Genomic DNA, 13,858 nt, shown 5'->3' with positions numbered 1-13,858 from the left:
AACGCTTGTGTTTAAACAAGCGTGATTTGTTAATGTTTTGACGAAAGATTAATCTCCTTCGATATCTTCTTCTTCAGATTGAAATGCATACATGGTGTCATCCAAATCCAGCGTATCGTCATTAAATTCTTTGATGAATTTGGTAATGACATCGTCATTGATGTATTCAACATTGATAGCTGCATCTAAACCTATTCCGAAATCATGGTGGGTATCGATGTCGATAAACTCCTGGACTTTCACAGTCTCCTCCTCTTCCATCTCCATGATCATTTCTGTGATAAACCAACCTACTTCTTCTTGCTCACTGGTGAGTGGAAGCATGTTTCCATTCTCATCTTCCTCGTAGGAAATTCCGTTAAAATTGGGGAATTTTTTGGCAGCTTCATGCTCAGCAATCTCATAGACTTCACTGGCATGATGTAATCTTAAGGTGTAAAGTGCAGCATCGTAAATCACTTCTTTGCCTTCATACATTCCTATGAAATAAAAGTTTACGAACTCATCAGAATTTTCCTCATCAGGAATAATCTTGAAAGACTTTCCCGTTTTTTTCAATTCTGCCTTAAGGTCTTCTATATGTTTTGGATCGAATCCTGCATTAATGTTTGACATCTCTAAAATTTATTAAACCTAGTCAGGTGGTTTTATTTAAAACTCAATAGTAGTAAATAGATGATTAATATACATTCAAAATCTAAACGAATAAAATAAAATCATCATTCTTTAAAAGATAATTTTGATTAAATGAATAGAACTAAGTAAAGAAAAACTTTGATTTTTATATTTTTTTAGTTCCAAAAGGGATAATTATTCATGGAAAACGGTAAAATTTCACTTTTCATCAGCATCCAAGCTATTTCCAAAAAGGGAATTAATAATGCTCAAAACAATTGAAAATAATAATGCCCACCAGAAACCATCCACCTCAAATCCCGGAATAATCCGGTCAGCTATTATGATGACTCCAGCATTGATAACCAATAAAAACAAACCTAACGTAATAATGGTAATTGGAAAAGTTAAAAAAACCAGAATTGGCTTAATTAATAAATTGATCAAAATGATGACAGCGGCCAATATAAAACCTGTCATAAAAGTATCAATATGAATACCTTTCAAAAAGAACTCAGCAATCAAAACTGAAATTCCTCCAATGAGAATTTTAACTAAAAATGAACTGGCTTTTGACTGGTTTCCCATGGAATAAAATTAAGGTGAAACATGAAAAGAATCTAAAATCCTGACATTTATCATGTCAAAGATCCCAAGTCTCATCTAAAAAGTAAACTTTTTTTTGTTTGAGTAGCTTATATTTGCAGAATTAAATTAAAATCCCACAAGTAGTGATCATAATTATCTTCTTCTTAATGCACTGGTATTTCTCCCTGTTTTGCCAGAGTTTCTTTCTACATCGTTATGCTGCGCATCAAATGTTTGTGATGAGTAAGTACTGGGAACGCTTTTTTTACCTATTCACTTGGTTTTGGCAAGGTAGTTCCTATTTATCACCTCGGGCTTATGCAATTCTTCACAGAATGCACCATGCTTATTCCGATACCCCAAAAGATCCGCATAGTCCGCACCACACAGAGAATTTATTCACCATGATGTGGAAGACAAAAAATATTTACAATGATTACTTCAGTTTCAAATTAACTCCTGAAGAGCGTTTTTCAAAAGACATCCCTGACTGGAACAAGTTTGACAAGTTTGCAGACACGATGTACATCAGAGTAGCTTGGGGATTATTGTATGTTTTGATCTACGTTCTTTGTATTTCAGTATTTGAATTGCCAGGAACACACTGGTGGATGTACTTCTTACTTCCTATTCACTTTTTGATGGGACCTGTTCACGGAGCAATTGTTAACTGGAGCGGTCATAAATATGGATATGCAAACTTTGACAACAACGATAAGTCTAAAAACAGCTTATTATTAGACGTGTTAATGCTTGGGGAATTATTTCAAAATAATCATCATAAATTACCAAATAGACCCAATTTTGCTGTAAAATGGTATGAATTTGATCCGACATATCCAATTGTCAAACTCTTGCACGCAACGAAAATTATCAAATTGCGCACTACTTAAGAAGATCAAAAGCCTCCAAATGGAGGCTTTTTTTTAGCACTATTTTAGGCGTTCCTTTGTATTAATTACATTTTACTTGTAAAAAAAAGAGAATAAAACTAAAGCTATTTTTGTTTTTGTGAAACTAAACGAATAATTTTCTTCCGTTTTAAACTTAACGCCTAAAATCATATGAAACCATTAACTAGAGCAGAAGAAGAGATCATGCAGATCTTGTGGGAAATCGAAAGAGGATTTGTGAAGGACATCCTTGCAGCAATGACTGAACCAAAACCTGCTTACAACACTGTTTCGACAATTGTAAGAATTCTGGAAAGAAAGGGATTTGTAAGTCATAAATCTTATGGAAAAAGTCACGAGTATTTTCCGATTGTTTCTAAAGATGAATACAGAACCTTTATCATCAAAAAAATGCTTGAAGGTTACTTCGAAAATTCTTTTGGAAAACTTACTTCTTTCTTCAAAAATGATGAGACTTTAAATACAAAGGATTATCAGTAAGAAAATAAGCCTCAAAAAAAACCTGACCATGGAAATGGTCAGGTTTTTTATTGAATAAGAGTTTTAAAAACTCATCCCAGACACCAGTTTATTTTTGGACATCTTTCATTAACTCTTCAATTGCCTTTTCTAATTGCTGATCTACCCCTTGATCGATTTTCCCAGGCATATTTTTTACAATAAATTGAGGTCTGGTTTCATTGTTTTCTAACCACTCTCCTGCTTTATTCTTGGCAGAGATCGGTACAGCTCCCCATCGTCCTCCATCAGGCAAACCTTCCCATCCTGCAAATGAACAAGTACCTGGAGTTGGCATCCCCACTGTTTTTCCAATTTCTAAATCTGTATAGCCACAAGCAAAACAGTGTCCGTCAGAATAATTGGCTTCATTAAACATCGCCAAGGTAGGTTTTGTCCATCTAGCTGTTGGTTCGTAACCCACTTCTTTTGCTTCTGTCGCATAGGTCAGAAACTTTTCTCCGGTAAAGAACATCGCCAAATCTGCAACCAAATCTCCCCCACCGTTAAAACGAGTATCCACGATTACTCCTTCAGTATCGTGATACTTACCCATCATTTCTTCATAAACATTTCTATAAGGCCCATCGCTCATACCCGGAATATGAACATAGCCCAATTTGCCATTGCTTAAGCTATCTACCTCAACTTGGTTTTTCTTCACCCAACGCTTGTATAAAAGCTGATTTTCTGCACCTAAAGTAATTGGCTTAACAGTGATTTGTTTAGAATCTCCATTTCCAGGATTTAGGATATCCAGCAATGTGAATTTGTCTGCTTTTCGATTGAGGAATTTGGCAAAATCCTGATCTGCTGAAACAGGTATTCCGTCAATTTTCTGAATCACCATTCCTGGTTCAATCTCTAAATCTGCTTTGTCCAAAGGACCTCCGGCAATTATTTCCTTTATTTTGATGCCTTCACCATCGTATCCATAATCCCAGAAAATCCCTAAAGAAGATGTAGCATCAGCCATTGGAATACTTCTGGAATATCTAGCTCCAGCATGGGAAACATTAAGTTCACCGATCATTTCTGAAATCATCTCAGCAAACTCATAGCTATTTCCGATACTAGGAAGATACTTTTCATAAGCAACCTTTGCTGCTTCCCAATCCACTCCATGCATATCCGGGGTATAAAAAATCCCTTTTGTCCTCAGCCAGATATGTTCAAACATGTATTCTCTTTCTGCAATGGCATCAAAAGTCATTTCACCAGAAATCTGAACATTCTCCTTTTTCATGGATTCTGGGTTGATTTTTGAAATACTCCCGTTGGAAAGCAAAAAGAGGTTTTTCATATCCTTATCCCAAGCCAAACTCCCATAATTCGCTCCAAGAGCAATTTCCTGTTTCGTTTCTTTGGTTCTAAGATTGGTACTCCAAAGGTTCATTCCTTTCTCAAAGCTGGTCAAATAATACAGCTTCTCACCGTCCTTTGACAACACAGCATCACCTAAATTTGAAGAATGGATCGTCAATCGAGCTTTTCTTTCATCGATTCCATCCCAGTCAAACTGAAGTAGTTTAACCTCTTTTTTCTCATCCTTTTTATCGGTTTTAGACTTATCTTCTTCCTCTTTTTTATTCGACTTTTCGATCTCTTTCATCAAATCAAAGTCTTCTTTAGAAAGTCTGAATTTATCCCAAGCTTCTTTGTCAAAAAACAAAGTGTAAACATCATCTTGGCTTTGTCCGCTAGTCGCGTAACTTCTCAAACCATCACGATTAGAAAACCATAGCATTTGTTTCCCATCATTCACCCAAACGGCCTGATTGTCTCCGTACCCACTTTTTGTCAAATTTCTCATAGGCAGTTTTCCAGAAGCATCCAATAATACCACTTCAGAATTTGCCATGGTTGGTCTATATGTTGCTAAAAGCCATTTGCTATCCGGTGACCAAGTAAAATATTGATCTCCATCTCTCATGTGGAAAAGCTCGTCTGGAGTCAACAGTGTTATTGTTTCCTTACTGGCAACATCCAAGATTTTCACTGATCTTCTATTTTCTATATAGGCTATTTTCTTTCCGTCAGGAGAATATTTACCCACATAAGCATCGACATCTAAAGATATCAATGGCTTTTCCTCTACCAGAGTAGCTGCAAAGAAAAATGGCTCCTCTTCCCTTACTATGGAAGATTCATAAATACTCCACTTTCCATTTCTTTCACTGGAATAAATCACGGATTTGCCATCAGGGGCAAATTCCACGAAACTTTCTTGCTCAGGGGTGTTGGTGATTCTTTTGGTAAGTGATCCATCCACTGAAGTAACAAAGACCTCTCCCCTTGCTATAAATGCAATTTCCTTTCCATTTGGGGAAATAGCCATCTCTCTAACACCTCCATTAATTGCAATAAACGAGTCAGAATTACTGATTGCCTGAGTCTGAATACTTACTTCTAATTTCTTTGGAGTTTCACCTTTTCTTAAGGTGTAAAGTTCTCCATCATAACCAAAGCTCATCAATCCGTCTTTTGAAATGGTTAAAAACCTTACAGGAAAACCTTCAAAATTGGTCAAAGCAGTCGTCTGTTTAGGATTGGAAACAGGCATTGAGAACACATTAAAACTTCCATTTTGCTCGCTCAAATAATAAATCTCATTCTCATCCGGTGAAAAAACAGGGTTTCTATCTTCTCCATAAAACTCTGTCAGCATGGTATGGGAATTATTTTGGGCATCATAGATCCAGATATCTCTAGCAATACCCGATTGGTGATGCTTTCTCCATTCGTTTTCACCACCTTTTTTATCATGGTAAATGATCTTACTACCATCTTTGCTTGTCTGAACGTATTCAGCAGGAATCGTCCAAACCTGATCTACACGGCCAACTTTCCTTGGAACTTGATACAACTCAGGTTGAGATCCTGTCGGGTATTGTCTATGCTCCGCAATATCCATTCTCGTAGCTCCAAAAATGACTTGCTGATCATCCGCTGAGAAATCAAAAGGCTGTTCATCATTAGAATGGTAAGTCAATCTAGTTGCAGGACCTCCAGTAGCATCCATTATGAACACATCAAAATTCCCATATCTATCAGAAGCAAAAGCTATCTGATTCCCATCCTTACTCCAGACAGGCTTGTAATCATGTGCCTCATGAAAAGTGATTTGTTTTGCATTTCCTCCAGCACTGGAAACTAAATAAAGATCACCTTTGAAGGTAAAAGCAATCTGAGACCCATCCGGGGAAATCGCTGGGTAACGCAACCATTTTGGTGTGGTCTGCGCAGAAGTTTGAATTCCTAAGGTTACCATTAGGAAAAGGGATAAAGAATAAAATATTGATCTCATAGAAGATGAATTGATTTCCCATAAAGTAAATAAATTTTTCACTGTCATTTCAGTAGGAAATTTTGAATGGAGAAAGTTTTGTTTGGTCGTACAAATATTTATTACCTGAAAAAATCTGGATTCGATTCTCCTTTTTTTCCTCGCTTCGATCAGGAAAGCTATATTTGCCACTCGAAAAAATCAGAAGACTTAGATGAAACCATTTATAGAGGAATTGCGCTGGAGAGGAATGCTCCAAGATATGACTCCAGAATTAGAAGAACATTTGGCAAAAGGAATGGCTTCTGCATATCTGGGATTTGACCCGACAGCCGACTCTTTACACATTGGTCACTTGGTAGGTGTAATGACTCTTTTGCACTTCCAAAGAGCTGGACATAAGCCATTTGCTTTAGTGGGTGGAGCTACCGGAATGATAGGCGACCCTTCCTTCAAATCAGCCGAAAGAAACCTTTTAAATAAGGAAACGCTGGATCATAATGTGGCTTGCATTCAGTCTCAACTATCAAAATTTTTGGATTTCAGCGGCGACGGCGGAAATAAAGCTGAATTGGTAAATAACTATGACTGGATGTCTCAATTCAGTTTCTTGGAGTTTATCAGAGATGTTGGAAAGCATATCACGGTCAACTACATGATGTCCAAAGATTCTGTCAAAAGAAGATTGGAAGATGGAAATGGCCTTTCATTCACTGAATTCAGTTATCAATTAATTCAAGGCTACGATTTCTACCATCTTTGGAAAAATGAAAATTGCTCGATCCAGTTAGGTGGTTCTGATCAATGGGGTAACATCGTGACTGGAACTGAATTAATCCGAAGAATGGGTGGCGGAAGTGCTTATGCCTTAACCGTTCCTCTCATCACAAAAGCTGATGGAACTAAATTCGGTAAAACTGAAGGTGGTTCTGTATGGCTGGATCCAGAGAAAACTTCCCCATATGCTTTTTATCAGTTTTGGTTGAATGTATCCGATGAAGATGCATCAAAATACATCCGCATTTTCACTGTTTTGGATCAAGAAACAATCGAGAAATTAGAAGCAGAACATGCCGAAGCTCCACATTTGAGAGTTCTTCAAAAAGAGATTGCCAAAAATGTAACCATCATGGTCCATAGCCAGGAAGATTATGAAATGGCAGTGAAAGCTTCTTCAATTTTATTTGGCAAATCCTCTACAGAAGATCTAGCTGCTTTGGACGAAAGAACTTTCCTTCAGGTATTTGATGGAGTTCCTCAAGTTCAGATAAGCCAATCTGAATATCCAAGCTTTGAAACAGTTTTGGATATTTTCGGAGAAGCTAGCCAAGGAGTAATTTTCTCTTCAAAAGGTGAAGCTAGAAAAATGATCCAAGGTGGTGGAGTAAGTATCAACAAGGAAAAGTTAACTGATCCAAACGCAGGTATTTCATTCGAATTATTGCAAGGAAAATATTTGCTGGTGCAGAAAGGAAAGAAAAATTACTACATCATAGAAATCAAGTAGTTGAACAAAATTCAAACTTTAAAAAGGCCTTAATTTTAAAATTGAGGCCTTTTTTTTATTTTTTCTCTAGAATAATAAATTCCTTTTCCTCATACTTTGACCGAAGTTTAATATCTTTGAGTATTAAGAAACGAACTCAAAATATTAATGGCCGGAGAAAAAAATAACAAGGAAAAATTGATTCTGGATTCCGCTGTTGCACTTTTTACAAGCAAAGGATTCCAGGCGACGAGAATGGAAGATGTGGCAAAAAATGCCGGAATCAGTAAAGGTCTGACCTACTTTTATTATAAGAATAAAGAAGATCTTTTTATGGCTTTGACAAAGAAAGCTTTTGATCAATTTAAGGATGAATTCAGGGAAGTGTATCGTAGCAAAGGAAAAAATGGCCTAGAAATGCTAAGTGAATTGGTCATTAAAATCCCTGCATTTGCCAAAGCAAATCAAGTCTATTACGATTCGATTCTTAACTTTTTGGACCTGATGAAAAAGTATAATAATCCAGAAACCAGAGATCAGATCAATCCTTTGATTTTAGAATCAACTCATTTTCAAAAATTATTAGAGATCCATCATGAGCCTGCTAAAATTGGTGTAATGATGGTGAGTCAAGGAATAAAAGACGGAAGTATACGAACTGAACTTCAGCCTGAAATCACATTCTACACGGTTTGGAGTATGATCATCGGCTATGAAAAAATGATGGGGCCAATCGAGTATGAAGGAAAGGAAATCAAGATCAATCCTTCCAATTGGCAACCTGGCTTCCAAAAATTACTTCAGGACATGTTACGGGGAACCATCCAAGCGGTGAAACCTGTCAACGTTCAAGGATCCCTTTTCTGATGAAAAAACTACTTTATATCTGTTTCGCAGCTTTTCTTCTTAGCTCCTGTCAAAAGAAAGAAACGGTTGACATATTGATTTCAGATGTTTCTGTCATCAATCTCACAGACGGGAAAGTGATTCCCAACCAATATGTCGCAATAAAAGGAAATTCAATTCTTGATGTGGGTGATGCCTCACTATTGGAAATCTTTCAAAGTAACTCTGAAGTGGATGGTAAAGGTAAATTCCTTATGCCAGGACTTTGGGATAATCATGTGCATTTTGGAGGTGCTGAATACATAGATGAAAACGAACAATTGCTTCCACTTTATCTGGCATTCGGTGTGACCACAGTCAGAGATGCGGCTGGAGATATTAGCTTAGAAGTCCTAAAATGGAGAGATGAAATCAATTCTGGAAAAAGATTGGGTCCAAAGATTCTCACTTCCGGACCAAAGCTAGAAGGAATTGAATCAATCTGGCCAGGAGATCTGGAAATCGGTACAAAGGAAGAACTCGAATTATCACTTGATTCTTTAGAGAAACTTAAAGTTGATTTTATTAAAATCACTGATAATACTCTAAAACCAGAGCTATTTCTGGAAGCAGTAAAAAGGGCACATGAACGAGGCTGGAGCGTTTCAGGACATATTCCTGCTGCATTAACTATCGATCAGGTTTCAGTCGCCGGTCAAAAAACAGTGGAACATCTTAGCTATCTCATGAGAATGACCACTCCAATGGAGGAAGAAATCAGCGCAGGAAGAGGAAATGGAACAATGACAGCAGCAGAAGCATCACAACTTCAAGCTGAAACCAGAGATGATTCTTTGACATTGGTAAAATTTAAAAAGCTGGTTGCCCAAGGTACAGGTGTAGTCCCTACCCTTTTGATTAGCTCCAACATTGCATACCTGGAAGAAGATAATTTTAAAGAGGATACCATTTTGAATTATTTGGGACCTAAGTTGAAAGAAAGTTATCAATGGAGAATTCAGAGAATGGCGAATGATACTCCTGAGGATAAAGAAAATAGAAAAAAGAGCTTTGAGGCCACGGCCAACTTAATTCCATTAGTAAAAGAATCAGGAATGAAAATCTATGCTGGGACAGATGCTGGGTATTTAAATACTTATGATTTTCCAGGATTGGCAATTCATTTAGAGCTTCAAAAACTAGTGAAATATGGCTTGACTCCCCGCGAAGCATTAAAGGCCTCAGTGATCAATGGCCCTGAATATTTTGGGCTTGAAAAGGAATACGGATCTGTAGATAAAGGCAAGCGCGCCAACCTTGTTCTTCTTAATGAAAATCCATTAGATCACATTGAGGCAACTTTAAGTATTCAAGATGTCATCATTGATGGTCAATTATTAGATCGCCAGAAACTAAATCAAATGCTTTCTGACATAAAAAATTGGGTGGCAGAAAAGGAAAAGCAATAAAAAAGGGAAGTCAGTTTTGACTTCCCTTTTTTATTTTATTCAATTTTTTGATTAATGAACTTCGCCCATCATCTTTCTGATTATTGGCTTCAATAAGAAAAGAAGCACTGCAGAACCAACGACAGTGTAGACAATCAACATGTATTGATCTGGCATTTGTAACAAAGCTTCTTCTGTACCACCACTGGCCTCTCCTGCAATCAGCCCAGCGATTAGATTTCCTAGGGCAACAGAAAGGAACCATATACCCATCATTTGTCCACCATAGCCATTTGGAGCCAATTTGGTCACTAAGCTCAATCCTACTGGGGATAAGCTCAATTCACCGAAGGTGTGCAGCATGTAAGTTAGAATCAACCACGTTGGCGCAGCCAATTCTCCTGAAGCAGCAATTTTCGCTGCGAAATACATCACAAAGAAACCCAGACCCAACAGCAACAAACCAAAAGTAAATTTCAATGGAGAGCTAGGCTCAAGATTTCTTCTACCTAGCCATACCCAAAGAGCACCAAAGAATGGAGCAAAAATGATAATGAATAATGAATTGATGGACTGGAAATAACTTGCTGGAATTTCCCAACCCAAAACTGTTCTATCTGTAAATCTTTCTCCGAAAAGGTTCAACGTAGAACCCGCCTGTTCAAAACCTGACCAGAACATCGCTGAGAATAAAAACAAAATTGCGATTACTCCTACTTTATTTTTATCTGACTTGCTCAAACCTCCAAAAGCTATCACATAGCCTAAATAACCAAAGGCCACTAATGCAATCACAGTTCCTGAAGCGCCGGCAATAGCAGAAACATTAATAGGTATAAACCCCATAAAAAGTACTGTGATAATTGCTATCAAACCAACCCCAATCCAGGATACAGAGGATTTAAGTTTCTTTTGACTTTCGATTTCAGTAGGAGTTTCTACTACTGGAGGTTCACCATATCCATCGATATTCTTTGCTGTTAATTTGTATTGAATCAAGCCTAAAAGCATCCCGAATCCAGCTAAACCAAATCCCAAGTGCATATCATAAGTAGCTAGAGTACCACAGGCAATTGGTGCAATAAAACCACCTAAGTTGATTCCCATATAGAAAATAGAGAAACCTGCATCACGTTTTGTACTTCCTTTCGGATATAATTGACCAACGATTGAACTGATATTTGGCTTTAATAATCCTGTACCAATAACAATCAAAATCAAACCTAAGAAGAACGTGCTGGTATCTAATGTTGAAAGTTCTGTTTTCGGGCCATGATTTCCTTCTACTATAGCCATCACTCCTGGAACGGCCATCATGAAGTGCCCAATCGCAATGATTATCCCTCCATACCAAACAGATTTTTTCAATCCAAAAAGTCTATCTGCAAGCCATCCTCCTGGTAATGCTAGTAAATAAACACCCATAGTATATAAACCATAGATCGCTCCAGAGGTAGTATCATCAAACCCTAAACCTCCATCTGCAATTGTTTTTGTCATGAATAAGATCAGCAAAGCACGCATGCCATAGTAGCTGAACCGTTCCCACATTTCTGTAAAAAACAAGGTCATCAGACCTTTTGGATGACCAAAAACGGTAGGTCCATCAAATTCCGGAGTAAGTTGTTTTTCCAAGGAGTTAATTATTTGGGTGAATATTTAATTTACAATGATAATCGTTTTTAGGACTTTATGCCAAGAATCTTTGATTTATGGAGAGAATCATAATTCTGAATTTTTAAGGAAAATCTACTTTTACGATACTGAATTTCAAGTCAAAGAAACAACCGCCAAATAAACTACTGTTTTTTCTTCGTAATCGATTGAAAAGCCAAAAAACGCACATTTTATGGTTTTTTATCTAAGCTTTTTCTTAATTTTGAGCAGACTTATTTCAGTTTGTAAACCCAATATTTTATGCAGAACAGCGTTCTGGAAAACCCAAATTCCTCTGAAGGGCTTATGGATATAAGAACTTCAGGAAATGTCTATCTCAATTTACCACCAGCTTCACTAGTTGAACAATCTTTAGAACGAAGTGAGGGATTTCTCACTTCGACTGGTGCATTGATGGCCGATACCGGCAAATTCACAGGAAGATCCCCACAGGATCGATTCATTGTTTTAGATTATAAAACAAGAGAAAGTGTGTGGTGGGGAGACATCAACATTCCTTTTGATTCAGACAAATTTGATTTGCTGGAGCAAAAAATGATGTATTTCCTAAGTGAAAAAGATCTATTTGTCAGAGATGCTTTTGCCGGTGCAGATGAAAATCACAGATTAAAATTGAGAGTCTACAATACCTTGGCTTGGCACAATCTATTTTGCCACAACATGTTTTTGAGACCAGGAAAAGAGGAATTGGAGAATTTTGTTCCTGATTTTAAAATCATCTGTGCACCGGATTTTGAAGCAAATCCAGAAACTGACGGCACTAAAAATCCGAATTTTGCTATCCTAAACTTGAGCAAACGAACCATTTTAATCGGGGGAACTGCTTATGCAGGAGAAATGAAAAAAGGGATATTCTCTGTGCTGAACTTCCTACTTCCACATGATAAAGGCATACTTTCCATGCATTGCTCTGCAAACATTGGTAAAAAGGGTGATACAGCCATTTTCTTCGGACTATCCGGTACTGGAAAGACTACTTTGTCAGCAGATCCAAATAGAAATCTCATTGGAGATGATGAGCATGGATGGACGGATAATACTGTTTTCAATTTTGAAGGAGGTTGCTACGCTAAAGTGGTAGATCTGAGTAGAGAAAAAGAACCTGAAATCTGGGACGCGATTAAGTTCGGGTCAATAGTAGAGAATACCAGATTCATTCCTGGAACCCGAGAGGTAGATTATTCAAATATTGAAGTCACTCAAAACACAAGAACTGCTTATCCTATCCATTACATTCCAAATGCACAGAAGCCATCTATAGGAGGAATTCCTAAAAACATTTTCTTCCTGACAGCGGATGCTTTTGGAGTCATCCCTCCTATTTCGAGATTAAATAAAAGTCAGGCGATGTACCATTTTATTTCTGGATATACAGCAAAAGTTGCCGGAACAGAAATGGGGGTCACAGAGCCAAAGTTGACTTTTTCTGCATGCTTTGGAGCTGCTTTCCTTCCCCTACACCCAACAGCATACGCACAACTATTTGGGGAGAAAATGGAAAAACATGAGGTGAATGTTTGGCTTATTAATACTGGCTGGACTGGAGGACCTTATGGTGTTGGTTCACGAATGAAACTTCCTTATACAAGGGCAATGATAACAGCTGCACTTGAAAACAAGCTAGATCAAGTAAGTTTCATCAAACATGAGGTGTTCGGATTTGAAGTACCTCAATCCTGTGAAGGAGTTCCATCAGAAATTCTAAACCCTAAAAGCACCTGGAAAAACCCAGATGATTATACCATTCAGGCAAAGAAGCTGGCAATAGCGTTTGTAGATAATTTCAAAAAGTTTGAATCTTTTGCAAATCAGGACATTATGAACGGAGCGCCTGAGATATGTTAAGATTGATAGGGAGTATATACTCCCTATCATTTTTTCACGAAATTATTCAATTAATCTACTATTTTTGCATTATAATTTTTAATAAAACAAAGCGCAATACCTTTCTATTTATCTTAAAAAAATGAGAACAGCGGAAATTATTACTGAAAAAGGAACTATGAAGGTGGAATTCTATGAGAAGGATGCTCCTATTGCAGTTCAAAATTTTATTGATTTATCTAATAAAGGCTTTTACGATGGTCTGACTTTCCATAGAGTTATCCCCAACTTTGTAATCCAAGGTGGATGCCCAATTGGAAATGGCGCTGGAGGTCCTGGATATAAAATCAAATGTGAACTGGACGGAGACAATCAATATCATGACAGAGGAGTTTTATCCATGGCCCATGCAGGAAGAAATACCGGTGGATCACAATTTTTCATTTGTCATAGCAGAGATAATACCGCACATTTAGACAGAAACCACACTTGTTTTGGAAAGGTGGTTGAAGGTCTCGATGTCATTGACTTAATCAGAGCCGGAGACAAAATTGAAAAAATTGTCGTAAGCGAATAAAATTCAATGCCTTTCAATTCTGGAAGGCATTTTTTTTACACTTTTTTAAAGATTTAAGAATTGGAATAATTCTTGGACAAAGGCACATCCATTAAAAAGCCTTTACATGAGATTCAAGTT

The 13,858-nt window shown here is 37.3% G+C and carries 11 protein-coding genes; 7 read left to right on the top strand and 4 right to left on the bottom strand.

What is annotated here, in order from left to right:
• Positions 1-48: 48 nt before the first annotated feature.
• Together FHS59_RS18720 and FHS59_RS18715 are read right to left on the bottom strand one after the other, a co-directional pair.
• The gene (locus FHS59_RS18720; protein ID WP_184496943.1) at positions 49-615 is read right to left on the bottom strand and encodes a hypothetical protein; all 567 of its coding nucleotides are present in this window, start codon (positions 613-615) and stop codon (positions 49-51) included.
• Positions 616-834: 219 nt separating this feature from the next.
• A complete protein-coding gene (locus FHS59_RS18715) occupies positions 835-1,203 on the bottom strand; it encodes a phage holin family protein (protein ID WP_184496942.1) in 369 nt (122 codons plus the stop codon).
• Between the two features lie 143 nt (positions 1,204-1,346).
• On the opposite strand from FHS59_RS18715, the gene FHS59_RS18710 reads away from it, so the two are divergent.
• Both FHS59_RS18710 and FHS59_RS18705 read left to right on the top strand, forming a co-directional pair.
• Positions 1,347-2,096 carry an acyl-CoA desaturase gene (locus FHS59_RS18710; protein WP_184496941.1) on the top strand — a complete coding sequence of 250 codons (750 nt, stop codon included), beginning with the start codon at positions 1,347-1,349 and terminating at the stop codon, positions 2,094-2,096.
• A gap of 171 nt (positions 2,097-2,267) precedes the next feature.
• Positions 2,268-2,597, top strand: coding sequence for a BlaI/MecI/CopY family transcriptional regulator (locus FHS59_RS18705; protein ID WP_184496940.1), 330 nt, complete (start codon positions 2,268-2,270; stop codon positions 2,595-2,597).
• Positions 2,598-2,685: 88 nt separating this feature from the next.
• Here the strand turns inward: FHS59_RS18705 and FHS59_RS18700 are convergent, their stop codons facing one another.
• A complete protein-coding gene (locus FHS59_RS18700; protein WP_184496939.1) occupies positions 2,686-5,922 on the bottom strand; it encodes a S41 family peptidase in 3,237 nt (1,078 codons plus the stop codon).
• A 193-nt stretch (positions 5,923-6,115) separates the two neighbouring features.
• Here FHS59_RS18700 and tyrS point away from each other — a divergent pair, with 193 nt between their 5' ends.
• The 3 genes from tyrS (at position 6,116) to FHS59_RS18685 (ending at position 9,681) form a co-directional block, all read left to right on the top strand.
• Entirely contained in the window at positions 6,116-7,408 is a 1,293-nt protein-coding gene (tyrS, locus tag FHS59_RS18695) for a tyrosine--tRNA ligase (RefSeq protein ID WP_184496938.1), read from the top strand.
• A 147-nt stretch (positions 7,409-7,555) separates the two neighbouring features.
• The gene (locus FHS59_RS18690; RefSeq protein ID WP_184496937.1) at positions 7,556-8,254 is read left to right on the top strand and encodes a TetR/AcrR family transcriptional regulator; all 699 of its coding nucleotides are present in this window, start codon (positions 7,556-7,558) and stop codon (positions 8,252-8,254) included.
• Positions 8,254-9,681, top strand: coding sequence for an amidohydrolase family protein (locus FHS59_RS18685; RefSeq protein WP_184496936.1), 1,428 nt, complete (start codon positions 8,254-8,256; stop codon positions 9,679-9,681). The genes FHS59_RS18690 and FHS59_RS18685 overlap by 1 nt, the downstream gene beginning before the upstream one ends.
• Before the next feature lie 51 nt (positions 9,682-9,732).
• Here the strand turns inward: FHS59_RS18685 and FHS59_RS18680 are convergent, their stop codons facing one another.
• A complete protein-coding gene (locus FHS59_RS18680; RefSeq protein WP_246388542.1) occupies positions 9,733-11,232 on the bottom strand; it encodes a peptide MFS transporter in 1,500 nt (499 codons plus the stop codon).
• 345 nt (positions 11,233-11,577) lie between these two features.
• On the opposite strand from FHS59_RS18680, the gene pckA reads away from it, so the two are divergent.
• Together pckA and FHS59_RS18670 are read left to right on the top strand one after the other, a co-directional pair.
• Positions 11,578-13,182, top strand: a complete 1,605-nt coding sequence (pckA, locus tag FHS59_RS18675; protein WP_184496931.1) for a phosphoenolpyruvate carboxykinase (ATP) — start codon at positions 11,578-11,580, stop codon at positions 13,180-13,182.
• A 121-nt stretch (positions 13,183-13,303) separates the two neighbouring features.
• Positions 13,304-13,738 (top strand): peptidylprolyl isomerase, encoded by a 435-nt coding sequence (locus tag FHS59_RS18670; RefSeq protein ID WP_184496929.1) that lies wholly within the window; start codon positions 13,304-13,306, stop codon positions 13,736-13,738.
• Positions 13,739-13,858: the final 120 nt, after the last annotated feature.

It is taken from the genome of Algoriphagus iocasae (genome assembly GCF_014206875.1).
GTDB lineage: Bacteria > Bacteroidota > Bacteroidia > Cytophagales > Cyclobacteriaceae > Algoriphagus > Algoriphagus iocasae.
The sequence above is the reverse complement of the archived record's forward strand: the minus strand, read 5'-3'. Positions and strand labels throughout refer to the sequence as shown.

Coding starts and splice junctions, on each gene's coding strand:
- FHS59_RS18705 (WP_184496940.1), top strand. CDS start 2,268: ATGAAACCATTAACTAGAGCAGAAGAAGAGATCATGCAGATCTTGTGG.
- FHS59_RS18715 (WP_184496942.1), bottom strand. CDS start 1,203: ATGGGAAACCAGTCAAAAGCCAGTTCATTTTTAGTTAAAATTCTCATT.
- FHS59_RS18685 (WP_184496936.1), top strand. CDS start 8,254: ATGAAAAAACTACTTTATATCTGTTTCGCAGCTTTTCTTCTTAGCTCC.
- FHS59_RS18680 (WP_246388542.1), bottom strand. CDS start 11,232: ATGACCTTGTTTTTTACAGAAATGTGGGAACGGTTCAGCTACTATGGC.
- FHS59_RS18690 (WP_184496937.1), top strand. CDS start 7,556: ATGGCCGGAGAAAAAAATAACAAGGAAAAATTGATTCTGGATTCCGCT.
- FHS59_RS18670 (WP_184496929.1), top strand. CDS start 13,304: ATGAGAACAGCGGAAATTATTACTGAAAAAGGAACTATGAAGGTGGAA.
- pckA (WP_184496931.1), top strand. CDS start 11,578: ATGCAGAACAGCGTTCTGGAAAACCCAAATTCCTCTGAAGGGCTTATG.
- FHS59_RS18720 (WP_184496943.1), bottom strand. CDS start 615: ATGTCAAACATTAATGCAGGATTCGATCCAAAACATATAGAAGACCTT.
- FHS59_RS18700 (WP_184496939.1), bottom strand. CDS start 5,922: ATGAGATCAATATTTTATTCTTTATCCCTTTTCCTAATGGTAACCTTA.
- tyrS (WP_184496938.1), top strand. CDS start 6,116: ATGAAACCATTTATAGAGGAATTGCGCTGGAGAGGAATGCTCCAAGAT.